This is a genomic window from Pseudomonas sp. MF6747, from assembly GCF_963890955.1.
Taxonomy (GTDB): Bacteria; Pseudomonadota; Gammaproteobacteria; order Pseudomonadales; family Pseudomonadaceae; genus Aquipseudomonas.
On record NZ_CAWPSZ010000029.1, the window covers coordinates 1 to 25,887 of the forward strand.

The following is a 25,887-nucleotide window of genomic DNA, read 5'->3' on the forward strand; positions in this document are numbered from 1 at the left end:
TCGGTTGGCCAACTGCAGGTCCAGGGCGACGCGTTGGATAACCGCCAGGGCGGGTTGCTCAATTCGGGCAAGGCCATGAACGTGACCGTCGATAAGGTCGACAACCGTGGCGGTGAAGTGTCCAGCGTGACCGAGTTGACGTTGGCAGGGCATGACCTGGACAACGGTAACGGCGGTCGTGTGCTGGCTAACGGCGCACTCCAACTGACGCTCGACAGGCTGAACAACCAGCTTAAGGGCCTGATTTCAGGGCAACAGGACGTCAGCCTCAAGGCCGGCAACCTGGACAACAGTGCTCAAGGTAACCTCTACGCCAAGCGCAACCTTGACGTGAACCTGGCCGAGCACGCCGACAACAACCAAGGTGTGATCCGCAGCGATGCGGGGGTGCAACTGCGCACTGCCATCCTGGGCAACAACGGCGGGCGTATCAGCAGCGGCGGGGCGCTGTTACTAAGCACCCAGGGTGAAATCACTAACCAGAACGGTGAAGTGCTCAGTGCCGGCACCGCGACCGTGAACGGCGCCAGTGTCGACAACAGCCAAGGGCACATCATCGCTGACGGCGCATTGCAACTCACAACGGGTGTACTGCTCAACCAGCACCAAGGCCGTGTCACCAGCGCCGATCGCCTCAACCTCAAAGCGACCAGCGTCGACAACCGTTTCGAAGGCCGTATCGCCAGTGGCCAGGCGCTCGCCGCCAGTGTGACCAGCCTCGACCAACGCGGTGGCGGCGAGCTTTACAGCAACAGTGAACTGACGCTGGACATGCAGCATGGGCTGTTGAACAACGCCGATGGCTTTATCAATGCACCGGGGATGTTGCTGCTCAAGAACCTCAAAGACGTCGACAACCGCAACGGTGAGGTCTCGAGCACACACGCCTTCACCCTGACCGCCGACACCTTGGATAACAGCGGCGGCAACCTGCTCAGCGACCAGGCATTGACCCTTAAAGTCGAACACGCCCTGCTCAACGTCAAAGGCTTGATTTCAGCGGCTGGAGTTGGGCTTGAAGCCTTGCGCCTGGATAACCGCGAAGGCAGCGTCAGCAGCACCTTGGACACGCGCGTGGCCGTCCAGCAAGATCTGCTGAACGACCAGGGCGAGATTATCAGCGCAGGGCACACCCAGCTGGGTGCAGCCAGCTTGAGCAACACCAAGGGGCAAGTGCTTGGTGATGTGAGCCTGGGCCTCAAGGTCAAGGGCGCAGTGAACAACCAGGGCGGCACAGTGGGTGCCGGCACGTTGTTGGACGTGCACGCCGCCAGCCTGGATAACCGCCAGGGCGGGCAACTGGTCAGCAATGGTCAACTGAACGCAACCGTTGACGGGTTACTGGACAACCAAGCCAAGGGCCAGGTGTTGGCCAAGGGCACCATGGAACTGCACACCGGCCAGCTGGACAACCGCGAAGGGCGGCTGATCGGCCAGGACCTGCTGACGTTGCACAGCGCTAATGTCGACAACCGCAGCGGCGTGGTCCTCGCGCAAAAAGACCTGCAACTCAATGTGGCTGAGTTGGACAACCAGAAAGGTTTGCTCAGCAGCAAGGCGGCCTTGGTGTCCGCCGGGCAACAGTTGCGTAACCAGAACGGCCTGATCAGTGCCGTGGGGCCGCTGCGGCTGACCGCCGCTAACGTGCAAAACGCGGCGGGCCGTATCGCCAGCCAGAACGACCTGCAGGCCACTGTTGGCGTGCTGGCTCAACAAGGCGGTGAGTTGGTTGCCCTGGGTGAGCTGAACTTGAGCGGTACCTCGCTGGACAATCGCGACGGCGGCTTGGTAGGTGCTACAAAAGCGCTGAATCTGAAGGTCGACGCCGTTGATAACCGCGCCGGCGAAATTTCCAGCCAGAGCAGCATCGACTTCAAGGGCCAGCGCCTGGATAACAGCGGCGGCAAACTCGTCGCCGGTACGGCGCTGGAACTGGCCGTGGCCCAGGTGATTAACCAGGCCCAAGGGCTGGTGTTTGCCCGCGATAACCACTTCAACGGCGCGCGCCTGGACAACAGCCATGGCACCTTCTCCGGCCAGCAATCCCTGAACATTGCGCTGGCAGCCATTCCCGGCACCGAACTGAACGGGCAGTTGGACAACCAGCAGGGCCAGATCAGCAGCGAAGGCACGCTGCAACTGACCAGCGCCAACCTCAACAACGCAGGCGGCGCAGTGTCTTCGGCCGCTGCGCTGACGCTGGAGGTCGGCGGTGCTGTCGCCAACCAAGGCGGCATTCTGGAAACCGATGCCAGCCTCAACCTCACCAGTGTCAGCCTCGATAACGGCCCCAAAGGCTTGCTCAACAGTCGCGGCGCGCTGACGCTGACCACCGGCGCCTTGAACAATAGTGGCCGTATCACCAGTGCCGACCGCCTGGACGTCTCGGCCGCCCAACTGAACAACAGCGGGCGTATCGCCAGTGAAAACAACCTCACGGCCACAGTGACCGGGCTGGACCAGCAGGGTGGCGAACTGTTCAGCAAAACCGGGCTCGACCTTGACCTCAATCACGGCCAGTTGACCAACGTCGCCGGCCTGATCAATAGCCCGCTGTTGATGCTCAAAAACCTGGCGGATGTAAACAACAGCCAGCTCGGCGAGATCTCCAGCCAACAAGCGTTCACCCTGGCGGCTCGCAACTTGAATAACGCCACCGGCAAGCTGATCAGCAATCAGGGCCTCACGCTGCAGGTGAAAGAGGCGTTAGGCAACGCCCACGGGACCATCAGCGCAGCCTCGATCAACGCGCGTGCCGCCAGTCTGGACAACAGCGATGGCCTGCTCAGCAGCCACGGGGCAATGGACATCGCCGCCGACCAGGCGATCAACAACCAGCGCGGTACGCTGATCGCCGACGGCGCGTTGCTGCTGTCTTCCGCGCGGCTCGACAACCGTGCCGGTGATGTGACGGGCAAGGCCGCGGTAACGGCCACGATCGACCAAGTCGATAACCGTGGCGGTCAACTTATCAGCACCACCGAGCTGGCGTTGCAGGGCACGTCCCTGGACAACCGCAAAGGCCTGGCAGGCGCCGAAAAAGCGCTGAAACTGCAGGTCGGCAATGTCAATAACCGTGGCGGCGAGCTGTCCACGAATGGCGACCTGGGCTTCACCGGACAAACCCTGGATAACAGCGACAGCGGTCGTGTGCTGGCCGGGCAAGCCTTGAGCCTGACCGTGGCGAAACTGCTCAACGGCAACGACGGCCAGCTCAATGCCCAGCGGCTGATGCTCACGGCGCAGGACCTGGACAACAGCAACGGCAAGTTGCTTGCCCAGCAACTTTTGCAACTGGAACTCAACGGCGAGCTCAATAACAGCCAGGGCGTGCTCAGCAGTGAAGGGCGCCTGAATGTCAACGCCGCCAACCTGATCAACCGCCAAGGCCGTATTTCCAGCGCTCAAGCGTTGGAGCTGGACCTGGCAGGCGCGGTGGATAACCAAGACGGCCAGTTGGTGACCGACAGTACGTTGCAGCTGCGCAGCGCCAGCCTGGACAACCAGAAAGGTGTGGTCAGTGGCAAAGGGGCGGTCTCGGTAACTACCGGTGCGCTGGACAATACCAACGCTCGCCTCAACAGCGGCGACACCTTGAACCTGAAGGCTGGCCTGTTGAACAACGCCGCTGGCAGCATCGGCAGTGCCCAGGCCCTGACGGCCAGCGTCGATGGCCTTGACCAGCAGGGCGGCAAGCTGTTCAGCAATACACGCCTGACACTGGACCTGAACAACGGGCAGTTGAACAACCAGCAAGGCCTGATCAACGCGAACGGGCCGCTGGTGCTCAATCGTCTCAATAGCGTGAACAACCAAGGCGGTGAAATCTCCAGCGGCCAGGCGTTCGACCTGCTGGCGCGCAACCTGGACAACAGCCATGGCCGGCTGCTCAGTAACCAAGGCCTGGCCTTGCGTATCGACCAGGTACTCACCAACGTCAAGGGGTTGGTTGCAGGTGCGAGCCTGAGTGCCAATGCAGCCTCTGTTGATAACAGCGGCGGCACGCTCACCAGCCGTGGCGACCTCGAATTGACCAGCACCGGTCTGCTGAATAACCGGCAACAAGGCCTGATCAACGCCGCACAAACACTGACGGTGAACAGCGGCGACCTCAATAACCAGGGCGGCAGCTTGCTCGGCACCCGCGCCTTGACGCTCAATGCCCAGGCCCTGGACAACAGCGCCAAAGGCCTGATCAACAGCCAGGGCAGCCTTGTGCTGAATGCCCAGGCGCTGGACGCCAGTGACGGTGGCGAGGTGTCGGCCAAGGGTGATATCGACCTCAACCTCAGCGCATTGGCACTGCGCAGCGGCAGGCTGATCAGTGATCAGCGCCTGACCGTGGACCTGGCCAATGGTGACCTGGACAACCGTCAAGGCCTGATCCTCGCCAAGGGACCTTTGACCTTGAAGCGTCTGCGCGACGCGCAAAACCAGGGCGGCGAGATCTCCAGCCAAAGTGCCCTGAGCCTGAGCGGGCGTAGCCTTGACAACAGCGCCGGCACACTCATCAGCCAACAAGTACTGAGCCTGAATGCCGACGCTGTGGTCAATCGCGCTGGCCTGATATCGGGTTGGCAGGGGCTGAATATTGCCGGCGCCAGCCTGGACAACCGCACTGGCGGCACGCTCTCCAGCCGCAACGGCGACCTCGACCTGCGCCTCAGTGGTGGCTTGCTCAACAGCGGCGCAGGCGTACTGGTCAGCCAGGGACGCTTGGGTGTCAGCGCGGCCAGCCTGGACAACAGTGACAAAGGCATTATTTCCAGCGGCGCGCAGCAGACCCTGAATGTGATCGGTTTGCTGAGCAACGCCCAAGGCGGCTTGATCGACAGCGGCTCAACACTGGACCTGAGCGCGGCCAACCTCGACAACAGCGCCGGCAGTATCACGGCAATGCGCAACCTGAACGTCTTGGGTGGCAACCTGATCAACACCGGCGGCTCGCTGATGGGCAACGACCACCTGGTGCTCGACCTGCAAGGTAACCTGGGCAACGTCAACGGCAAGATCGCCGGCACCGGGGCGCTGGTGCTCAAGCAGGCTGTCGAGGTGGATAACCGTGGCGGCCAACTCGCCAGCCAAGGGCGCCTGTCACTGGCCATGGGCGGCCTGAACAACAGCCAAGGCGGCACGGTCGCCGCCAAAGGCCCACTGGCGATTGATGCCAGCGCTTTGATGCAAAACAACGCCGATGGTTTGATTTACAGCCAAGAGGGCGACCTGCAGATCAAAGCCTTCGGCCTGAGCAACGCGCAAGGCAAGCTGCAGGGGCAAAACGGGTTGCGTGTCGAGGTCAATGGCGAACTCGATAACCAAGCCGGCCACCTCATCAGCCAGACCGGTGACGTGCAGCTCAAAGCCGGTAATTTCGACAACCGTGGTGGTGTGCTGGCTGCCCTCAAGGGTGATATCGACGCTGGCGTGGTCGGTGTGATGCGTAATGGTTATGACCAGAGCAGCAGCCGCAAGGGCGGTTTGATCCAGGGTGAGCGTCTTCTGCTCACTGCTGGCCAGCTCGACAACCAGGGCGGCCACATTGCGGCGCAGTCGGGTGACGCGCTGCTGACCCTCGCCACCCTGAATAACCAGCAAGGCGCGCTGTATGCCAAGGGTCTGATGCGGGTCCAGGGTGAAAACCTCGACAACAGCAACGGGCAGATCGCCGGGGACCAGATAGCACTGGGCCTCACGGGCCAACTGACTAACCAGAATGGCCTGATCGAAAGCACCAACGCCCTGACGGTGGCGGCCAATGCCATCGACAACCAGGGCGGCAAGCTACGCGCGCTGGGCCGCACGGGCGCCACGCAATTCCAGATCGGCAGCCTGTTCGATAACCGCAACGGCGCCGTAGAAACCGCCAACCAGGACCTGATCCTGGCCGCTGCCAGCTTCCAGAACAGCGGCGGGCAATTGCTGCACATGGGTGAGGGCAATTTCGATATTTCCCTGCCCAATGTCACCGGTGCCGGCGGCACCATTGTCACCCGTGGCGGCCTGACCTTGAACGCGGATACCTGGACCAACACCAGCGTCATCCAGGCAGGGCGTTTGAACGTCAATGTCAATAACTTTACCCAGACCGAAACCGGGCAGCTATTGGCCTCCACGCACTTGGAAGGCAAGGGCGGCAGCTGGGTCAATAACGGGTTGATTGCCAGTGACGGCAGCTTGAAGCTCGATTTGGCGGGCGCCTACTCGGGCAATGGCAAAGTCACCAGCCAAGGCACCCTCAACCTGCACGCGGGCCAGTTGGACCTGAGTAACAGCGCGAAGATAACCAGCGGCGGCGATGCGGTGATCAACGTTGATGGCCAGCTCAATAACCGTGGGCGCCTGACCTCTGCGGCCAATCTCAACCTCGCGGCAGGTGGCCTGAACAACTACGGGACCCTGGGCGCAGCGCAAAAGGTAACGCTGACCAGCGCGACCCTGCTCAACGATCATGGCTTGCTGTTCAGCGGCAACGACATGGCGATGTACAGCGACTCGATCACCAATCAATACGGCGACATCTATAGCCTTGGGCGCCTGGACGTTGCCGGCCGTGACGGCGTGAGCAAAGCCGCCCGCCTGGAGAACGTCTCCGGCAGCATCCAGTCCAGCGGGGATATGTCGCTGGAGGTGGCCAACCTGACTAACCGTCGGGATGTGTTCCAGACCAAAGAAATCCCGGGCAGTGGCGGCTCGCTCGGCACCATTTGCTGGGACTGCAGTGGTGGCAGTTTTGTCGTCGACTTCGTCGGCACCGAGAATTATCAAAGTGAGCTGCTGAACACCTCGGCTGCCTCGACTATCCAGTCGAACGGGCGAATGGACATCGCCGCAAACAACGTGCTCAACGAATACAGCACCCTGGCTGCCGGCACGGACATGAATATCACGGCGGACACACTCAGCAACAAAGGTGCGACGTCCGGCTCCGGCACGCGCACCCGTACCTGGAGGTTGACCGCGTCCAACGGTACTTACTGGCGTTTCAAACGCAGCGTCGTAGACCCGTACAACGCGCAGGGCGGCCCTAAAAGCTTGCCGGTCGGTGCGTTGTCGGCGTTCCCACTGGTTTCCGACACCCTGGTATCGACCGCCGGGGCGTCACTGGCGCCGGCGATCATCCAGGCCGGTGGTGCGGTGAACATCACCGCCACCAAGACCTTGATCAACAGCAGTGAGACACCATTCACAGCCTTGACCGAACGCGCCGCGCGCCACGAAGACACCGCTATCAGCACCGGCCCGGCAACGGTGGTGGTGCAACTCGCTGCGCAACTGCCGCCTGACCTTGCCAAACAGCAAGTCAACCCGCTGACACTGCGTGAGTTCAGCCTGCCGACCGGTACCCACGGCCTGTTCCACCTCAGTACCCAAGCGGTCGACGGCACCCAGGCGGTACAGGCCAACACGGGCCCGCAAAGCTGGACCATGGGCGGCGCCAGCCTCGGCCTGGCGCAACGCAATGACGCGCAACCAGCACCGACGACGCGTACCTTCGATTTGACCCAAGTCGATCAACAGAGCGCCGCGACTCGCCAATTGGGCTCGACAGCACGCCAGGTCAGTGGCGTCACCGCCAGCGCCACGGCGTTTGACGTCTCTGCGGTCACCGATGTGGACAACGGCGGCGTCTGGACGCCTGGCCAGATCACCACCGGTGAGATCGCTCGTGGGGATGGCATCAACAACCAAAATCCGTCCGCAGGTTCGACCCTGCCTACGGTCAAGGTCAGCGGGCCTGGTGACCAGCCAAACCTGGCGCTGACTGAGCGCGATACGCGCATACAGGTCACTACACCCGGCGACCTCGCGCGCCCCACAGTGAACATTCCCGGTGTCACCCCGGTGATGCCAGGCATCCAGCCGGTAGCCGGCACGCCCAATACACAAAGCCAAGGCAATCGCCCAACACAAGTAGCCACGGTGGTCGCTAAACCACTCGACGCAGGCGCGCAAACCACCTCGGTCGCCAGCCAGACCGTCAGCCGTGTGCAAGGCTTTACGCCCACCGGGCCGGTGTCCCAACCGCATAAATACCTGGTCGAAACCAACCCGGTGCTCACCGACCTGAAACAGTTCATGAGCTCCGACTACCTGCTGGCGGGCCTGGGTTACAACCCGGATGAAAGTGCCAAACGCCTGGGCGACGGGCTTTATGAGCAACACTTGATCCAGCAAGCCGTGCAAGCGCGTACGGGGCAGCGTTTTATCGACGGCCAGAACACCGACGAAAAACTGTTCAAGTACTTGATGGATAACGCCATCAGCAGCAAGCAACAGCTGAACCTGGCCGTGGGCGTGTCGTTGACCTCGCAGCAGGTTGCCGCCCTGACGCACGACATCGTCTGGCTCGAAGAGCATTCAGTGAACGGTGAGAAAGTGTTGGTGCCGGTGCTTTACATGGCCCAGGCCGATAACCGTCTTGCGCCGAACGGTGCCCTGATCGCCGGTAACGACCTGAACCTGATCGCCGGGGAGAACCTGGAGAACGCCGGCACCCTGCGCGCTACCAACAACCTTTCAGCCAAAGCCGGCAACGACCTGACCAACAGTGGCGTGATCGAAGCCGGTAATCGTCTGGACCTGCTGGCCGGCAACAACATCGTCAATAAATCCGGCGGCATCATTGCCGGGCGCGACGTCACGCTCACGGCCCTCAAGGGTGATGTGATCAACGAACGCGCTGTGACCAGCACCGGTAGCGGTACCGCGACGCGTCGCGACTACCTCGACAGCGTGTCACGCATCGAGGCTGCCAATGACCTGACCCTGAATGCCGGGCGCGACGTGGCCAACACCGGTGGTGTGTTGCAAAGCGGGCGCGACACCCTCATCACCGCCGGGCGCGATGTGCATATTGATGCGGTTGAGCAGCGCGATGGCTTCAACATGGGCAGCCGCCTGCGCACCGAAACCGTGACACAAAACGGTGCCAGCGTAGAAGCCGGCCGTGACCTGACAGTCTCGGCAGGCCGCGATTTCAGCGCCATCGCCAGCCGCATCGACGCCAAGCGCGACCTGAGCATTACGGCCACTGAAAACCTCAGCGTTTCCTCGGCTGCCGATGAGCAGCATTCCTCCAGCAAGTCCAAGAAAGTCACACAGTCCAAAGACCACATCAGCCAAGTCTCCAGCGTGCTGACCGCCGGCGGCGACGTGTCGTTAAATGCTGGCAAGGACCTGGAACTGACCGCCAGCCGAATTGCCGGTGGCGGCAACGTCGCCCTGGAGGCACAGCGCGATGTGAGCATCCTCTCGGCACTCGACGAAGACGCTTCGTTTTACTCGAAAAAGAGCAAAGGCTCGTTCGGTCGCAGCAAAAGCGAACAACGTGAAAGCTACGACAGCACCAACGTCGCCTCCGTCGTCGAAGCCGGCAAAGACCTGACCATCAATGCCAGCAAAAAAGCCGATGGCGGCATGAACATCGAAGGCGGGCGCGACGTCACCGTGATCGGCAGCCAATTGAAAGCCGGCGGCGACATGCTGCTGGGCGCCACGGGCGATATCGCCGTGCTGTCGGGTGTCGAGGAGCACGGTTCCTACAGCAAGAAGACCAAGTCCGGGTTCCTCGGGCTTTCGAAAAGCGGCAAGAGCCAGCTGAAAACCACCGCCAGCCAGGTCGGCAGCGAGTTGGAGGCCGGCAATGACGTGGTGGTGGCTGCGGGTAATGACGTGCGGTTGCGGGCGAGTGAGATCAGTGCTGAGAACGACACTGAACTGCGCGCCGGGCTGGTGAACAGCACCGGCGACATTAACCTGGTTTCTGCGAATGACACGGCTTACACCCGAAGTGAACAGTATAAGAAAAAGGTTGGCCTCTCTTCTTCTGGTGGGTTCATCTCCATTTCCTCGGCCAAGGAGTCGGGCAGACAAGCGCAAAGCAGCACAAGCGTTGGTAGCCAAGTGTCCGCCGACCGCGATGCAAGTTTGAAGGCTGAACGCGATATCAATTTGGTGGGTAGCGGTATCAGTGCCGGGCGCAACGTCAGCCTGGATGCCGGACGGGATGTCAATGTAGTCGCGGCACAGAACGCCAAAGCGGAACAGGGCTGGTCGAAGGCCAAACAAGTTGGCATTGGCGTATCCAGTGATGCCAACGGTGTCAGCTTCTTTGCCGGTGCCGACAGCAGCAGGGAAAAGAACCGCTTGGAACAACAGACCGCTGCCGCCAGCCAGATTAATGCCGGGCAGGACCTGACGGTCAAGGCAGTACGTGATATCAATCAAGTCGGTTCAGACTTGAGCGCCGACAAAGACATAAGCCTGACGGCAGGTCGAGATATTCGCATCGATGCTGCACAGGAAACTCAGTTGACCGAGCTGCAGCGCCAAACCGAGCGCAATGGTTTGGGTGTCACCCTCAACCACAACTACGGCCGAACCAAAGACGCCGTAAGCGGTGCGGGAAAAGGCGAAGACGGCGTCAGTAAAGGCTCAAGCGCGCTCAAGGGCGTCGATGCCGTTAGCCAGTTCGTGTCGGGGCCGACGGCCGATGTCAAGTTCGGCAATAGCAAGCAGAGCAGCGGTCTGGAGACCATCGAACAGACCAACCGGTCTTCGACGCTCAATGCGGGTAATGATCTGAACATTGCTGCCAACAATGATGTGGTGGTCAAGGGCGGGCAACTGCAAGCGGGGCGTGACATCAATGTAAAAGGTCACGACATTGTTCTTGATGTAGCCAAGGGGAGCGTCAGCCAGGAAAGCACCCAGAGCCAGAGTTGGGGGGGGATTCATGGTGGAACTAGCGGTGGCTTCAAAATCGGTATCGGTGGCAGTTACGGTGTGGCCACCGAAGACGGGGAACATGGTACATCCAGCACCACTAAGGTTGCGGCAGGACGGGACGTCCATCTGGACGCCGCCCACGATTTGAGCCTGGTGGGAACTCAGGTCAAGGCCGACCGGGACATCGAACTCAAGGCAGGCAACGACCTCAACATCACCTCGGCACAAAACAAGAGGAGCAGCGACAGCAATCGACACAATGGTGGCGGTGAAGCCGGACTGGTGTTCGGTTCTGAAGGTGTCGGCGTCTATGTCAGCGTCAGCATGGGCAAGGGCAACCTTGAGCGCGAGGGTGAGCGCCAGCAAGACGCTTACCTTTATGCCGGCAATCAATTGGGCTTCAACAGCGGCAATGACACCAATATCAATGGCGCCACGTTGCGCGGCGACGAGGTGGTTGGCCGTGTGGGCGGAGATCTCAACGTTTCGTCCGTTGCCGATACCGGTAAGGTCAAGGGCAAAGAGTTCGACATCAGCATCACCGCGACCATTGGCCCGGGTGCCGGGATCAGCGGCTCGGTCGGCTACGGTCAGACAACTGGAAAAACCAACTGGGTTGAACAGCAAACCAGCATTACCGGCAAAAACAAGGTCGACATCCGGACTCAAGACCACACCCAACTCGATGGAGCACTGATTGCGGCCGACAACGGCAACCTCAAGTTGGATACCGGCACGCTAGGTTTCAGCGATATCTCTGGAGAAGACAAGGAGCGCGGTTTTTACCTGAATGTCGGCGGCAGCTACACCGCAGGTAAAGGCGGCACGACCCAGGACGGCAGTCAGGTCGGTAAAGGCACGGAAGGAGAGAGCGGTTGGAGTGTCAACGGCTGGAAGTATGACAAAGAGCGCGAGCAGGCCGTACGGGCGACCGTAGGGGCCGGTGAGATTGTTGTGCGTCGGGATGCGACGACCGGCAATGACTCCACGTCGGGACTGAATCGGGACGTGGGCAAGGCGTATGAAATTACCAAGGACAAGGAGTCTCGAACCGATCTGTATGTCACCAAATCTTCTCTAGAGGCCGTGGCCGATCCGTCCGGTACGGTACAGGCTTGGAAAACCGGAATAGAGAACTATGCGGGCAGCACTGAAAAAGCATACGAGTCGGCTCTTTCTTTAATCAACGGGCCGATTCAGGCCACCGCACAGGCCTGGACCAATATCCAGGCTCAGCGTGTTTCTCTTGACGAAGTGCCCGCCGAGGCAAGAGCCCAGTTGGGTGATGACATTGCGTTGAGCATTGCCAAGAACCTGGTGCGCAATGGTAGGGACGCTCGTGACATCGAAAAACTAAAGCCTGAGGACGTGGCCGCAATCCTCAACTTTGCAAAGCGAGTCGCAGAGTTCTCTGACAAACAAGAAGCCTGCAACGCTTCGGGTGGCTGCACCTCAGGTGACGGGAGTCAGCAAGACCCTGTGTACAGCCACTATCGTGATCAGGGCAGCAACAACTGGGCCACAGGGCTCAAAGGTCTGACCCCGAATTCGCCGGGTGGCAAATTGCTCGCGCAGACGGAACAGCTGCAACACTTTATGGATCAATTGCCAGTCGAACAGGCTCAACTTTTGGCCATGGGAGTCCAGGCCGTGATGGGGCCTGCGAAAATGGCAGTAGGCCTGGCAGGGAATGTCCTGATCAACAAACTGTTTGGCGACAAAATCGAGGCGGCAAAAGACGCGCTGGCAAAATCCATCGCGAGTGAGCTGAGTGGTAAGAGCAAAGACAGCTTGGAGAAGAGCGATAATACATTCAAAAAGCTGCACGAAAATGGAGCGAGTGACCAGAAGGGCGATATCTATGTCCAGGGTGCCTCCACACTCCTGAACATCGCTTTGGGGACGACGGCAAAAGCCACTGTTGCGGTGGCTGGCAAGATCAGTGGAGTCATTGGGGGCCGCGAGACTACAAAGGTCAGCGAGCCGATGACCATTGATTCGAAGTTTGGAGAGCCGTCAGGGAAGGGATGGATGGAGCCTGGCCCTGGCAAGCCGACGCCTGTTTCGGGTGAGGGGCCCAAACCGGTCGGCGGCGGTCACTCTACCGGTTCGAGCCATCCGGACCTGCCTGTTGTAAAGGTGAACACCAGCAATTCCGTCAAAGGCTCACCTGAGTACGAAATACTCAACAACCCTAGTGCCCGAAGCCCTAATACACGCTACCAGGTTGATAACGGCGATTCGTTCACCACCAACAGCAAAGGGTTCGTGGAAGAGCTGACGTTCACGCCAAGCAATACCAAGGTTCCTCGAGATTCGAGGCAGACGGCGGCAGGCAAGGAAGGGCGGGATACTGATGTGGGTGGGCATGCCAAAGCGTGTAGCCAAGGTGGAACGTGTGATGGTTATAATCTGTTCCCGCAGGACCAGAATTTCAATAATTCGGCGTACAAGGTTTTTTATGAGAATAAAATCAGGGCGGCGTTGAATGATCCTAGTAAGACGGTAGGGCCGACGACGATAAAGTTTTATCGTGAGGATCCGCGGTCGCCACGTCCTGATAACATGGAAGTGACCTATACGATAAATGGGAAGACCGAAAAAGTTTTCTTTGAAAATGAGGCCCATAAGATTCCGGAGGTTATATAGTGATTACTCAAGACCTACAGTTAGTGAAGCAGATTTTTGAGTTGCTAGATGCTGGCATCGTGGAGGGCTACGACTCTTTCTGTTATGAGGTAGTAGTAAGCATGGGGTATATGGAAACTGTTCTTACTGTCGAGAAGGAAGGGGTTCGGGTGACGGATGCAGAAACGGATTACAATGGCGCAATCCTCTATCGTTTGGTGAAGGAATTGAGGGAGTGCGCCACCCGACGTGGTGAAACTTGGAATTCATTTGTGATGACTTATACGCGTGGTGGAGAAGTTAAAACCAAGTTCAACGTTTGATTGATAAAAAGCCTTATATCAAAAATATCCGTGAAAGCGGACGAGAAAGGGCGAGGTTATCTATTTGGCTTTGCTCGGTTATTCAGGCGGTGAAAGCCCGTGCTGTCATTATCCAGGTGTTGCGGTAGAAAAGGGGACAGATTTATTTGATTTTTTGGTTGCGTTCGACTAAATAAATTTACCCCTTTTTTCTATGCATCTAAGTGGTGTTTATGGATATCTTGAGCAAAGAGTGCATTGCCAGCGTCACGCTGTTTGATGTGAGGGTGTCGGAGGGCGAACTGATGGTGTTTGCCGACTGCATGAGAATTGTGATGGAGCACTACACCGATTCTCAGATTGCCGAGATGACCGTGTGTGAATCTAAGCAAGAGCTGTCTTACTTTCTTTCCGGGGTGACGGATGTCGTGAGAGAGATGGAGAGGCAGGAATATTTGCCTGATCGGTTCAAATCCTAGCGTGTGCGCGAGAGGGCAATACCCAAGTAAAGTTTAACGTGGACTCATGTGGGAGCAGGCAAGCCAGCCCCCACAGTTTTTGCCGTGTTCAGGCACTCAATAGAGCGGTCCACGGTGGTCTTGGCCATTTCCAGCAAATGCCACACAGCCAGAATCTTCGCCCGCTCGGGGCTAGGCAGCAGCTCACTGCAATTGAGTGTTGTGGCCGAAGCGCTGTCGAGCAAGCTTTAGGTGTAGAGCAGGGCGTCTTCGAAGCTGAGGTCTTCGATTTGAACACCTTGTGTGGGCAGGTAATGATCGATGGCGCGGTTGAAGGCGGCGCGGTCTTTAATGGTGTTGCGGGGTGGATCGGGGACGACTTTTTTCATGGTGTAACTCCACATGGTTGGAGCTGACACCCGTCGCGACTAAACGTTGGGTGGCGGCTGTACGCAGGTTAGTCGACCGGTCACATGGAAAACCGGCGCACCCGAAGGTGCCCTACGCACAGGCACCATAAAACTTCATGGAGGACCATGGGAGAAATAGGGGTCAGACCACGGTTTTGTAAAGGTAATCAAGATTGCTCTTCGAAACATGTGAATGGTGGTCTGACCCCTATTTCTTTCGTGTACTGTCGTAAAGAAGGAACTGGAACTCAAGTTGATCATGCGATTCCAAAGGCTAGAGGGGGAGACGCTACACTGGAAAATGCTCAGATGGCGTGCCCACACTGCAACGCGTCAAAAGGCGCACGAGACTTTCCTGTCAATCCCCCGCCAGGGTATCGTGGTGAATGGCCTCCTTCCCACTGGTAAATGAGTAGAGGATATATATGAAGTATCAGACCGGAGAATACGAAGCTGTTCATAAAGCGCCTGTTTGGCGTGATCGTGCCAATTTCATATTTGTCGCTCATCTTGGATCCAAGGATGGAAGTAACGAATGGGAACAGTTATGGGGGCAGAAAACAGCCGCTCACAGATTTGTTCTGTGCTGTATTCCTTTCTTTGCTCAAGACATTGCTCTAGGCGACGAAGTAGAAACGAATGTTGACTTTGTAGTCCAGCGAGTTATTCAGCATGGAGGGCAAATCACCTTCAGGGTATGGTTTGGTGCCAACGATAAAACTATACGCGAAGTATTGATGCTAGAAATTGAGACCATGAACCCATTAATGGAATGGTCTTCAGAGAATTTGCTCGCACTTAGCCTTTCTGATGGGATCGAAGCGCAACGCATGGCCGATTATTTGCACGCGCGTGAGGAACAAGGTTTGCTTAAGTATGAAACTGGGCGGCGCTGATATTTAGGCGCGAAAGAAGCAGATAGCGCTAAAAGAGAGCAAAAAGGGGACAGATTTGAACGGCACTTACTTAACCTCCTTCGGGTGTCCATTTCTTCTGACACGTCCATTAAATTAATCTGTCCCGTTTCTCTTGGTCCCCTTTCTCTAGGATGCACCGGCAAGCGCAGATATCCAACTGACAGAACCGATCAAATGTGGGAGCGAGCAAGCCCGCTCCCACAGTTTTTATTGTGTTCAGGCAGGCGGGGCAGTGGGTTTCAGGCACTCGATGGAGCGGTCCACCGTAGTCTTGGCCATCTCCAGCAAATGCCACACCGCCAGATTGGAAAAAGGAGAAATAGGGGTCAGACCACGGTTTTGTAAAGGTAATCAAAATTGCTCTTTGAAACATGTGAATGGTGGTCTGAGCCCTATTTCTTTGTTCCCCGGAAGAATGGCAGTGGTTACTGTGATCATTTGAACGAAATGCAGGAGCGGATAAGAGCGCTTACCAACCATGCAGAAACGCTTAAGAATTTAAGTAACCCAGAGGCGCAAGCGGCCCGACAGGCAGCTTTGGATACTTTAAAACGTATTTCTGACTCTCTAAATGGTGCGGGTATATGAAAAAGACATTTCGTCAAATAGATGAGAGTAATGGGTTTAAGTGGGAAGTTGAGCCTGATTCTGATGAGTCTGCGCTGGAGTCATGGCACAGGTCGATTCTGGACACTCCGATAACTGAGCTCGAGATCGGCGACCTTTGCAGATCGGTCAGGCAAGATATGTATACGTCGGAATTATTGCCTGTCGTGGTTAGCGAGTTGGATAAGGAAGTGCTGGTAGGATTTCTGGATGACGCCGAGTTGCTAAAAGGAACCTCAGAATTATCGGAGGCAGTCTGGGCGAAAAATTTACTGCTGACGCAAAAAATGTTGAAAATTCTGCGGCGAGATAAAGAGCTTATTGCTGCGGAGCCTCGCACTGTCGAATATGTCGAATATGCTCAGGCGCTAGAGAGGAAACTGCTGGCAGCGCTTAATGGTAAATGACACAAGAGGGAAAAGGGGACGGATTTATTTACAGCAAAAAGAGGACAGATTTATTTTTAGCTAGGCTGTAGCGCCTATACCGGAGCATTGTAAGAAACATTTCCCGAGTAGCGCCAAACTCCACTCGCAAAGCTCACTGGCCGCTGTGGATAACAAACCAACAGCTCTGCGACGAACTGACAAAAGGATACGTCAAGTCGCGTTACCCAACAGGGAAAAGGGGACAGTTTTATTTAAGTAACAAAGAGCTCGGAGAATTAAATAAATCCGTCCCCTTCTTCCGGATTTATTTGATTTTCTTAGAGGTATTTTTTTCGGTTAAATAAATCTGTCCTATTGGCGCCGGCGCCGAATTGACCCAGTTGCCGAGATATCACTGACCCGGGCAGAATCCTCGCGAACAACTATTTTGACTGAGAGAAATAGGGGGCAGGCCACGGTTTTGTAAAGGTAATCAAAATTGCTCTTCGAAACATGTGAATGGTGGTCTGACCCCTATTTCTTCAAGTCGAGGGATATATGAGTCCGAAAACTACCGTCTATCCAAAGCTTTAGGTGCATAAAATGAAATTGCATTTTTCATGGGAAGAGTCAGCAGGAACTCTGTCGCCGGTTTGTAATTCAAACATGGTCAACAGAGATGGCGTTAGCCCGTTAGCGTGCCTCTTAACTGATGATGGCGGGCAATTATTTTTAGACACTGTGCCGTGGTTGGATGAGGGACTGGATAGAACAAGATTAGTTAAGGGGGATAAGGTTGATTTTGTAGACTGGAGTCGCGATGCCTGGGGGGCTGAATTGACTAAAGAACATGTAAAAATCTATTCGCTCCATGATGAAAGTTACTTCGAGCTAATTGCTATCGACTCATTTGAAATAGCACTATTAGCGTGGTTGGACTTTATTAAACTGAAACCAGCGGTGGGAATAATTCAGGAGGTTGAAATCTAAACTGCCATTTGGCAGTTGGAGTTGACAGGAAAACGGGGTCAGACCACGGTTTTGTAAAGGTAATCAAAATTGCTCTTTGAAACATGTGAATGGTGGTCTGACCCCTATTCTACTATTCAGGCAGGCGACTTTGTGGGGTTCAGGCACTCGATGGAGCGGTCTACGGTGATCTTGGCCATTTCCAGCAAATGCCACACCGCCAGAATCTTCGCCCGCTCGGGGCTGGGCAGCGGAGAAATAGGGGTCAGACCACGGTTTTGTAAAGGTAATCAAGATTGCTCTTCGAAACATGTGAATGGTGGTCTGACCCCCATTTCTTTCCGGGGGCAAGAGGTGATATTTAATCCCACGATTAATAAATGGGTGCCAGAATGAAACAGGTTAGTCAGTTTTCAATATCTTGGGTAACACCAATCGTGCCATCGGTGTCTCTCGCAGGTATACCTTTGGGTGTTGGTGCAGAGGTGCTGGCGCGAGTGTTACTCAACTATTTGATTGATGAGACTAGCAAGTTATACCAATTTGAGTGCTCTCCAGAGCTTCGATTAAGAAGTTGTGGTGTGGATGAGTTTGGAAATGGCGGTTATTCTTTTTCGTTATTTGATGAGTTTGTGGTTAATGATCTTCTAAAGGGGACGCCTGCTCTATCAATAGTGATTAGAGATGGAGCGGTATTTGCACTCAATGCTTACAGCTTCAGTTTTCCTGGAGAGCGAACACAAGAGCTTATGTATAAAGGTGTTTTGCCAATTGGTATTGGTTTGGGCAGTTTAGTTTCTGATTTTTTGCCATTTACTACTTTGGAGTTTGATGACGCTGAAGAGTGGTTTTATTCTGAAAGAGAATATGCGGGGTTAGAAATTACCGGTTGGGGCGTTCCTTTAGATGATCAGCCGGAACAAATTATTACTGCACTATGTGTGATATTGGCAGCGACTGAAGAAAATGGGGCAGGCATTGAGGGATCGCCGATAAATGGCGTCAGACCCTGAGGGGGGGGCCGATTTTTCTTATCGCAGAAAAACGGGGTCAGACCCTGAGGGATCCCCCAATTTATTGTCATGAAAGCTGTTGAGGGGACAGCGGCGGGGCAAGTAATATCAGAAAATATGGACAAGGCAAGCGCCTTCGTAGGGAAACAGGTCGCCGAAGTTATAGAAGGCTATGAATTAAATCCCACGTTTCAAGATGAAAAATATCTGATCGGCGGTGGCGAGCTGCTTGCCAGTGTTTTGTTTGGGGTGATGCCTGCACGCAAAGGCAAGGGCGGGAAGGAATCAGAGTCAAAGGGGCCTCGACCCCTTGCGGAACCTGTCTATAAGACGAGTAAGCAGGCTGCGGAAGCTTTAGGGTACAAAAAAATTAATGAAACAGTGCACGGTGGGCAGGCTGTTTTTAAGCGAGGTAATCGATATATTACTAGAGACCTAGACGGCCATAACGGCGGTGCTTGGAAAGCAGCTAAGTCGGTTAAGGATCTTGGCTCTAGAGAAACAAGATCCGGAACGTTTGATGTGAATATGGAGCGCATAGGTGATTGATATGAATGAATCTAAAGTCCCAGATTGGATTACGCGCGGAAAAACTATTTCTCAACTAATTAAGGAGTTGAGAACCTTTGAAAATCAAAATCTAATGGTTGAAATTTCCGTTGACGGGGGGGGCGACTAAGAAACCAATAAGTCTCGTCGGAAAAGAGGATGGTGTGTGTGTTTTATTAAATTGCGAGTCTGAGGAATAGTCAAATTTTAATGTTGTGGGGCGGCCAGCAATAACATGAAGCTGGAGAAAAGGGGACATGGAGAAAAGGGGACAGATTTATTTGATTTTTCGATTGTGTTCGAATAAATAAATCGGTCCCCTTTTTCGGTGTTCAGTATCCGTTGCAAGGGCAAACTCCCGATTCTTATGCGAAGCTTGGAAATGGGCATGTTGTTGTCTACGGTCCTGAGGGGTGTGCACTATATGATGTGTCTAGCTCTCGGGTTAAGGTGGTCGAATGGAATCAAGCTCAGAATGGAAAATATTTCCCTAAGAAGGGAAGTGATACAAAAGTTTTTGAGGGGAATGTTCCTCAGTCGATTCTTGACAGCTTGGGGTCGAAATGATGAAAATTTATCAGGGTAATATTTCCAAAGAGTCGTTGAGTCTGTTTGTTTCAGATATTGGATCCAGATTACTAGGAGGGAATATGCGGCCACTTGAAATTAGCTTTGGGGGCATTGAGAAACTTTCCATTATTCCAGATTTTGATTTCTATAATCTAAATCTTGTGCTGGGGCTCAGCTTGCAGCGAGAAAATATGGGGCGCGCAGTTGATACTTACAAGGTTACCCTGGAGATGCTTTATGAGTCTGAGCAGTCGGCGTTTGAAGTTGTTTTAGGGTTTACAGGGGTTCGTCGTTTAGCAGTTCCTGATGTGTGTGGGAGTTTGTACTTGAGCGAAGTTGAAGTGGATGACGTCTCAGCTGATCAGCTTGAAGGAGTTAAATATAGTTTGAAAGACTATGGAGGCACAGGGTTTGAAGTGCTTGCCCGGGAATTTTCAGTTGTCAGCTGCAAGCAACACTTGTGAAACGAGAGTTAAGCGCGAAACGGGGGCAGATCACAGTTCTGTAAAGGTAATCAGTATTGCTCTTTGAAGCATGTGAATGGTGGTCTGACCCCTATTTCTTCGCTGGGAAGACAGCGATTGGTGCTAGCAATGGTGCCGTAGTGGCAGAAATGTTACATCCAACCACCGTAAGATATCTTGAGGATAAGCTAGGTGTGAAGATCGGCGAGTTCACTGATTTTTGTAAAAATAAGGCTGGCGCTTGCGCGGAGGTATCTGCCGCAGACTCGCTTGTTAGGCAAGGGGTGGATCCCGCTAGCATAAGGTTTACTGAGGCAGTTCGCACTCGAGAGGTCTGGGGGAAGGATCGTATTCCTGAAGGGGCGATAATTTCACCTTGTGAAAATTGCAGTGTAAGTTGGCCTCGAGGAGATCTATAATGATTGTTTTAAATGAAAGTTGGCGACCTGGATTTGGAACAATATTTACGTGGTTTGCCATAGATAAAAATGGAAGGATCGCTGTGATGGTGAATAATTGTTACGGAGAACTGCCGCAAATTTTGTTAAGGCTCGAAAATGTAGATGCTCAACTTGATAGGCTATCTGAGTTTGTTTGGGGCGAGTCTTCTGAGTTCTTAAGTTGTTTTCCCGATAAATGCGGTGAACTTAAGGTTGACCTTTATTCTGCCTGGCGATATCAGAAAAAATTCTCGAAGGAACGTTTGGTTGAGTACCTGGAGTCTGACCTGTTGGAATCAAAGTCCTTTGCAGAGGCTAATCTATCAGTCAATAAAGGCTTTTATGTCTATCATGGCGTAGAGGGCGATGATGTCGGTGTGGACTATCCTGTTGGCTATGAAGGGCAGACTGTAATGGGTGACTATTTCAGGTATTTGGTCCCTACAATATTCGGTGGCATTGATGATATTCCGGAGCCTTTACGTCAGGTGTTGGTGAAGTCTGATAGTTTTGACTTTGCGAGTGATCAGTTGTTGAGGAATGATCAAGTGAGCTATCACTTTTCTCGTATGCTCTACTAGGACCGGAAAAGGGTATGGATTTGAGTGTCACTTACTTGATTTTTTTCGGGTGTCCATTTTTCCTAACCTCGGCTCTTCCGCCGAACGCGTCTGTATCAGTATCGAGTAAGGCTAAGGCCTTCGTTTTATGGTGCGAAGCTCAATCCGTCCCGGCCGGTTTCCGATATGTTTCCTAGCGATCAACTTGAGTAAAACCTGCACACCTTTCGCCTTATTCGTCAGGAAATAGGGGGCAGGCCACGGTTTTGTAAGGGTAATCAAAATTGCTCTTTGAAACATGTGAGTGGTGGTCTGACTCCTATTTCTTACTATTTCTTACTGGTGACTTGTAGGTGACTTCGACTCGAGCCTGATTTGGGTTTACTGGTAAAGGTGTCCTGTCCCCTATTTTTCTGGGCAACCTGACATGCATCCTAAGCCCCACTATCATGTGTGAGAGGTGGAGCTAAATCAAAATGTCAAAGGTGCCAGGCCTGCGCGCATCCAGATTACTAGGAGGGAATATGCGGCCACTTGAAATTAGCTTTGAGGGCATTGAAAAACTTTCCATCATTCCTGATTTTGATTTCTATAATCTAAATCTTGGAGAGAAATAGGGGTCAGACCACGGTTTTATAAAGGTAATCAAAATTGCTCTTCGAAACATTTGAATGGTGGTCTGACCCCTATTCTATTTTGTATCCTGTTAAAAGAGTAGATGGTGTTGGTCGTTTGCCTTTGGTGCAAAGGTGGAGCTGCTAGCTCCAGCGCTGAAAATGCGGCCTTATATCCAAAGTTGAAGGATCAACTGATATAAGAAAACCTGAGCAATATTGCGACCCAAGACTCAAGATTAGCTGCTGCTGTGAATGGCAGTGGAACGAAAAATCCGGAGCAAAAAGAGAAATAGGGGTCAGGCCACGGTTTTGTACTTACCTGATCGGTTCAAATCCTAGCGTGTGCGTGAGAGAGCAATACCCACGTAAAGTTTAATGTGCGTTCATGTGGGAGCAGGCATGAACTGGCCTAATGATTTTGGATGCTTCAATCGGGCGCTATGATGGCGCCCAAATCTGAGGTGTTTGGATATGAAGAAAATAGGGGTTAGGCCACGGTTTTGTAAAGGTAATCAGAATTGCTCTTTGAAGCATGTGAATGGTGGTCTGAGCCCTATTTCCTTAGGTGAGTATAAAAAGTGGAAAAGTTGGAACTCTCCGAATTAAAGTTTCCCGCGATGAGAGATGAGTTGATCTCTTACTTGCAGGGGCTGTCGAGCGCTGAGTATCAATACAACGCTTGGGTTGCAAGAGCAGACCCGGTTTTAGCTTATGATGAATTTAATTATGTTGTGCACTTTTTGTATGATTACACTGATCTGGCGACTGATGCCGACTCGTGGGTCGGATTGATATTTAGGGGGGAGAGTGAAGCGCTCGCTATTTCTGAGGTTGTGCGTAGCTTGGACGTAATATTTGAAAAGTATGGTACAGCGCTTTCCGATGCTGACTATTTGACGAAGCCTGAATGGGCTTACGTCATTGAGTCATCTAAACATGCACTACTGGAGCTGTCCTGAGCATAAGCAAGAAAAGGGGGCAGATTTATTTTTAGAGAAAAGGGGACAGACTTATTTAATTTTTAGATTATGTTCGAATAAATAAATCTGTCCCCTTTTTGTCATTGAATCCAGATGATTTCAAGAAAAGGTGATGATGTATGGTTTTTGATCATTTGACGGCGGGTTCAATTGGCCCCCTAAGCGGTGGTATGCCGAGAGCAGAGGTTCGCTCTTGCTTAGGTGAAGAGTTTAGAGCGTTCAAGAAAACGTTTTTGTCGTCAAATACGCTGGACGCCTTTGATCATCATGCTGTGCACATTTATTATGACGATGCTGATCTTGTAAAGGGCGTGGAGCTGTTTTCTCCGGTAAACTTTTTCTGGCGTGGAAAAAGACTTTTAGGTGAAAGTTATGCTGAGTTGAAAAAATATTTGGCTCACCAGGGCGTCGTTTTTTCTTCAGATGATTTTGGGGTTGAAGTCGATGCGCTTGGGATGGGGTTCTATATTCCGGACATTAGTGATGATGGTGATTTTGCGGCAGTTAAAAGTGTATATATTGACTTGACTGTCGGCTGAGTGGGGAGGCGCCGAAGTCGGAGGCAAGAAAAGGGGGGCAGATTAATTTAATTTTTCGGGAGAAATAGGGGTCAGACCACGGTTTTGTAAAGGTAATCAAGATTGCTCTTCGAAACTTGTGAATGGTGGTCTGACCCCTATTTCTTTCCGGGGGCAAGAGGTGATATTTAATCCCACGATCAATAAATGGGTGCCAGAATGAAACAGGTTAGTCAGTTTTCAATATCTTGGGTGGCACCAATCGTGCCATCGGTGTCTCTCGCAGGTATACCTTTGGGTGTTGGTGCAGAGGTGCTGGCGCGAGTGTTACTCAACTATTTGATTGATGAGACTAGCCAGTTATACCAATTTGAGTGCTCTCCAGAGCTTCGATTAAGAAGTTGTGGTGTGGATAGGTTTGGAAATGGCGGTTATTCTTTTTCGTTATTTGATGAGTTTGTGGTTAATGATCTTCTAAAGGGGACGCCTGCTCTATCAATAGTGATTAGAGATGGAGCGGTATTTGCACTCAAGGCTTACAGCTTCAGTTTTCCTGGAGAGCGAACACAAGAGCTTATGTATAAAGGTGTTTTGCCAATTGGTATTGGTTTGGGCAGTTTAGTTTCTGATTTTTTTGCCATTTACTACTTTGGAGTTTGATGATGCTGAAGAGTGGTTTTATTCTGAAAGAGAATATGCGGGGTTAGAAATTACCAGGAAAACGGGGTCAGACCACGGTTTTGTAAAGGTAATCAAAATTGCTCTTTGAAACATGTGAATGGTGGTCTGACCCCTATTCTATTTATGTATTACTTAATGTTGTGGGACAAGAAAATGGCATCCGTCGATAAAGATGGATGTCTTGATAAGGTTGAGGTGCCAATAGAAATGGCAAATTTATTGTTCGATTTGGATGCTAAGGAATTTCCAATTCTCAGCAGCCTTAGCTTTGATGACTACGATATGTTCTCAGGTTCGCAATTAGACTCGCTTGCGGATGAGCTGCTTACTGCGGCTAGGCTGAATCCGCAGGTTTCAAAATTAGTTAACCCGATGTTGGGTTTGATATATGAGGCGAAGTCCTCAATGAAAGATGTTTTATTTAACCCTTTTGGGCGGTAATAGAAGTGAAAAGAGAGAAATAGGGGGGCAGACCACGGTTTTGTAAAGGTAATCAAAATTGCTCTTTGAAACATGTGAATGGTGGGCTGACCCCCTATTCTATTGCTCCCACAGTTTTACTGAATTCAGGCAGGCGATTTGGTGGGGTTCAGGCACTCGATGGAGCGGTCTACGGTGGTCTTGGCCATTTCCAGCAAATGCCACACCGCCAGAATTTTCGCCCGCTCGGGGCTGGGCAGTAGCTCACTGCAATTGAGTGTTGTGGCCGAAGCGCTGTCGAGCAAGCTGGAAGTGTAGAGCAGGGCGTCTTCGAAGCTCAGGTCTTCGATTTGAATACCTTGGGTAGGCTGGTAATGGTCGATGGCGCGGTTGAAGGCGGCGCGGTCTTTAGTGGCGTTGTGGGGTGGATCGGGGACGACTTTTTTCATTTTGCAGCTCCTGGGTGATCAAGGAGCCGACACATTTCGCGACTAAACGTAGGGTGGCGGCTGTACGCAGGTTAGTCGACCGGTCAGGAGCATCCGGCGCGCCCGAGGGCGCCCTGCGCACAGCCACCATTAAAATTTATGGGACGATGCGCCTACTCCTAAATCCGAGCGACTAAACCCGATCACTGATAAGCAGTGACGGACCGCAGACTAGCCATCGATTCGAGGAGGCACAAGGCGGCAGGAATTGTCTAGGAAACGTCCTGCAATTTAAAGAGACACGCCCTGCTGGCCCTTCAAAAACCATGACTGAATGCCACTAACCCGCCCATCAACGGTGGTGGTGAATGGCTTTTTGTAGGTGCTTTTCCCCTGCGACGTAGGCAGCTTCTGAAATATCACTCAGCCTATCCAGGCTTGTGTGCGGGGCGTATCCGCTTGCTTATATTCCGACGCCAACTTCATTGCATCCAGGGATGTGAGGCATGGCGCAGGGCTATATCAACGACCGCACCACGGACTACAGCGGCTTGAAATTCCGGTTGATGGGCAGTGCCCCGAGTCGGCAGCGTTCCGACCATTTCGACGTGCTGAACAGGCACCTGCGGCCTGGGCTGGTGATGCCTGGGCAGTTGGTGATTGTTCCCGATCCCTACAGCGTGACCTGTTCGATGGAAGAGGCCTGGCTGGTACGCCGGGCCGAGGCAATTCGTCGGGAGTTGGACGCTGGCGCCGGACCCCAAGTAGTCAATAACTATGACCTGCTACAGAGTTTTTTGGGGTACGGCTCGTTGGGCGTGGGCAGCGCGACGTCAGCGTGGGCCCGGCATCTGGATGAAGTGGCGCAGACCCTGGAGGCGATTGAACAGCTGTATCAGCGCCTGAAAAACACTGGTTTGGACCGTGAGGCGTTTCTTCGCCAGCGTAAGGCGTTGTTCGGGCTGCTGGACGCCCAGCTGCAAGGTGCGGCGCGATTTGGCACCGGGTTGCAGGGCAATCAGGCGCTGAAGAAGGTGTTGGGGATTTCTACCAAAAGCTATCTGCAAAAGGGCGAGATCGCCGGGTATGCGCAGCGGATGCGGGATATTGCGCAAACGTCGAAATGGTTGGGCAAGGGCGCGTATGTGGGATTGGCACTGGACGTGGGCGTGGCAGGGCTGGAAATCAAGGAGGCGTGTGTGGCGGGGCGGGAGGCGCAGTGTCGGCGGGCGAAATATGTGGAGACGGGGAAATTGATGGG

At 53.8% G+C, this 25,887-nt stretch carries 17 protein-coding genes and 3 pseudogenes; 16 read left to right on the forward strand and 4 right to left on the reverse strand.

What is annotated here, in order from left to right; genetic code table 11:
- From AACW30_RS21615 to AACW30_RS21625, 3 genes are all read left to right on the forward strand, one after another.
- A partial coding sequence (locus AACW30_RS21615; RefSeq protein ID WP_200625721.1) for a hemagglutinin repeat-containing protein occupies positions 1-13,377 on the forward strand: 13,377 nt, incomplete at its 5' end.
- Positions 13,377-13,679 carry a hypothetical protein gene (locus AACW30_RS21620; protein WP_200625722.1) on the forward strand — a complete coding sequence of 101 codons (303 nt, stop codon included), beginning with the start codon at positions 13,377-13,379 and terminating at the stop codon, positions 13,677-13,679. The genes AACW30_RS21615 and AACW30_RS21620, both read left to right, overlap by 1 nt.
- A gap of 212 nt (positions 13,680-13,891) precedes the next feature.
- Complete coding sequence (locus AACW30_RS21625; RefSeq protein ID WP_119735460.1) at positions 13,892-14,137, forward strand: hypothetical protein; 246 nt, start codon at positions 13,892-13,894, stop codon at positions 14,135-14,137.
- 44 nt (positions 14,138-14,181) lie between these two features.
- Here AACW30_RS21625 and AACW30_RS21630 read toward each other — a convergent pair.
- Positions 14,182-14,505: pseudogene (locus AACW30_RS21630) on the reverse strand (DUF6124 family protein).
- 147 nt (positions 14,506-14,652) lie between these two features.
- Between AACW30_RS21630 and AACW30_RS31620 the strand changes: the two are divergent.
- Both AACW30_RS31620 and AACW30_RS21635 read left to right on the forward strand, forming a co-directional pair.
- Positions 14,653-14,934 (forward strand): HNH endonuclease signature motif containing protein, encoded by a 282-nt coding sequence (locus AACW30_RS31620; protein WP_200625723.1) that lies wholly within the window; start codon positions 14,653-14,655, stop codon positions 14,932-14,934.
- A gap of 17 nt (positions 14,935-14,951) precedes the next feature.
- Complete coding sequence (locus AACW30_RS21635) at positions 14,952-15,422, forward strand: DUF4265 domain-containing protein (RefSeq protein ID WP_200625724.1); 471 nt, start codon at positions 14,952-14,954, stop codon at positions 15,420-15,422.
- A gap of 237 nt (positions 15,423-15,659) precedes the next feature.
- Here the strand turns inward: AACW30_RS21635 and AACW30_RS31625 are convergent.
- Positions 15,660-15,746 (reverse strand): annotated as a pseudogene (locus AACW30_RS31625) (DUF6124 family protein); the annotation flags it as partial.
- Positions 15,747-16,027: 281 nt separating this feature from the next.
- On the opposite strand from AACW30_RS31625, the gene AACW30_RS21640 reads away from it, so the two are divergent.
- Complete coding sequence (locus tag AACW30_RS21640; protein ID WP_200625725.1) at positions 16,028-16,456, forward strand: contact-dependent growth inhibition system immunity protein; 429 nt, start codon at positions 16,028-16,030, stop codon at positions 16,454-16,456.
- A gap of 564 nt (positions 16,457-17,020) precedes the next feature.
- Complete coding sequence (locus AACW30_RS21645; RefSeq protein ID WP_234452762.1) at positions 17,021-17,407, forward strand: DUF5376 domain-containing protein; 387 nt, start codon at positions 17,021-17,023, stop codon at positions 17,405-17,407.
- A gap of 116 nt (positions 17,408-17,523) precedes the next feature.
- Here the strand turns inward: AACW30_RS21645 and AACW30_RS31630 are convergent.
- Positions 17,524-17,637 (reverse strand): annotated as a pseudogene (locus AACW30_RS31630) (DUF6124 family protein); the annotation flags it as partial.
- Between the two features lie 141 nt (positions 17,638-17,778).
- On the opposite strand from AACW30_RS31630, the gene AACW30_RS21650 reads away from it, so the two are divergent.
- From AACW30_RS21650 to AACW30_RS21685, 8 genes are all read left to right on the forward strand, one after another.
- Positions 17,779-18,399 (forward strand): hypothetical protein, encoded by a 621-nt coding sequence (locus tag AACW30_RS21650; RefSeq protein WP_234452763.1) that lies wholly within the window; start codon positions 17,779-17,781, stop codon positions 18,397-18,399.
- A 69-nt stretch (positions 18,400-18,468) separates the two neighbouring features.
- On the forward strand, positions 18,469-18,948 hold the full coding sequence (locus tag AACW30_RS21655; protein WP_169366361.1) for a toxin C-terminal domain-containing protein: 480 nt from the start codon (positions 18,469-18,471) through the stop codon (positions 18,946-18,948).
- Between the two features lie 563 nt (positions 18,949-19,511).
- Positions 19,512-19,982, forward strand: coding sequence for a hypothetical protein (locus AACW30_RS21660; protein WP_234452764.1), 471 nt, complete (start codon positions 19,512-19,514; stop codon positions 19,980-19,982).
- 418 nt (positions 19,983-20,400) lie between these two features.
- Positions 20,401-21,003, forward strand: coding sequence for a hypothetical protein (locus AACW30_RS21665; protein WP_218911098.1), 603 nt, complete (start codon positions 20,401-20,403; stop codon positions 21,001-21,003).
- Positions 21,004-22,177: 1,174 nt separating this feature from the next.
- The gene (locus AACW30_RS21670; RefSeq protein ID WP_200625726.1) at positions 22,178-22,558 is read left to right on the forward strand and encodes an SCO4402 family protein; all 381 of its coding nucleotides are present in this window, start codon (positions 22,178-22,180) and stop codon (positions 22,556-22,558) included.
- A gap of 140 nt (positions 22,559-22,698) precedes the next feature.
- The gene (locus AACW30_RS21675) at positions 22,699-23,118 is read left to right on the forward strand and encodes a hypothetical protein (protein WP_200625727.1); all 420 of its coding nucleotides are present in this window, start codon (positions 22,699-22,701) and stop codon (positions 23,116-23,118) included.
- A gap of 198 nt (positions 23,119-23,316) precedes the next feature.
- Positions 23,317-23,757: a hypothetical protein gene (locus tag AACW30_RS21680; protein WP_234452765.1), complete on the forward strand. Its 441-nt coding sequence runs from the start codon at positions 23,317-23,319 to the stop codon at positions 23,755-23,757.
- 174 nt (positions 23,758-23,931) lie between these two features.
- Positions 23,932-24,219 (forward strand): hypothetical protein, encoded by a 288-nt coding sequence (locus AACW30_RS21685; protein WP_200625728.1) that lies wholly within the window; start codon positions 23,932-23,934, stop codon positions 24,217-24,219.
- 125 nt (positions 24,220-24,344) lie between these two features.
- On the opposite strand, the gene AACW30_RS21690 is transcribed toward AACW30_RS21685, so the two are convergent.
- Positions 24,345-24,647 carry a DUF6124 family protein gene (locus AACW30_RS21690; protein WP_200625729.1) on the reverse strand — a complete coding sequence of 101 codons (303 nt, stop codon included), beginning with the start codon at positions 24,645-24,647 and terminating at the stop codon, positions 24,345-24,347.
- A 485-nt stretch (positions 24,648-25,132) separates the two neighbouring features.
- Between AACW30_RS21690 and AACW30_RS21695 the strand changes: the two genes are divergently transcribed.
- A partial coding sequence (locus AACW30_RS21695; protein WP_200625730.1) for a hypothetical protein occupies positions 25,133-25,887 on the forward strand: 755 nt, incomplete at its 3' end.

Coding starts and splice junctions, on each gene's coding strand:
- AACW30_RS21625 (WP_119735460.1), top strand. CDS start 13,892: ATGGATATCTTGAGCAAAGAGTGCATTGCCAGCGTCACGCTGTTTGAT.
- AACW30_RS31620 (WP_200625723.1), top strand. CDS start 14,653: ATGGGAGAAATAGGGGTCAGACCACGGTTTTGTAAAGGTAATCAAGAT.
- AACW30_RS21635 (WP_200625724.1), top strand. CDS start 14,952: ATGAAGTATCAGACCGGAGAATACGAAGCTGTTCATAAAGCGCCTGTT.
- AACW30_RS21640 (WP_200625725.1), top strand. CDS start 16,028: ATGAAAAAGACATTTCGTCAAATAGATGAGAGTAATGGGTTTAAGTGG.
- AACW30_RS21645 (WP_234452762.1), top strand. CDS start 17,021: ATGAAATTGCATTTTTCATGGGAAGAGTCAGCAGGAACTCTGTCGCCG.
- AACW30_RS21650 (WP_234452763.1), top strand. CDS start 17,779: ATGAAACAGGTTAGTCAGTTTTCAATATCTTGGGTAACACCAATCGTG.
- AACW30_RS21655 (WP_169366361.1), top strand. CDS start 18,469: ATGAAAGCTGTTGAGGGGACAGCGGCGGGGCAAGTAATATCAGAAAAT.
- AACW30_RS21660 (WP_234452764.1), top strand. CDS start 19,512: ATGATGAAAATTTATCAGGGTAATATTTCCAAAGAGTCGTTGAGTCTG.
- AACW30_RS21665 (WP_218911098.1), top strand. CDS start 20,401: ATGATTGTTTTAAATGAAAGTTGGCGACCTGGATTTGGAACAATATTT.
- AACW30_RS21675 (WP_200625727.1), top strand. CDS start 22,699: ATGGTTTTTGATCATTTGACGGCGGGTTCAATTGGCCCCCTAAGCGGT.
- AACW30_RS21680 (WP_234452765.1), top strand. CDS start 23,317: ATGAAACAGGTTAGTCAGTTTTCAATATCTTGGGTGGCACCAATCGTG.
- AACW30_RS21685 (WP_200625728.1), top strand. CDS start 23,932: ATGGCATCCGTCGATAAAGATGGATGTCTTGATAAGGTTGAGGTGCCA.
- AACW30_RS21690 (WP_200625729.1), bottom strand. CDS start 24,647: ATGAAAAAAGTCGTCCCCGATCCACCCCACAACGCCACTAAAGACCGC.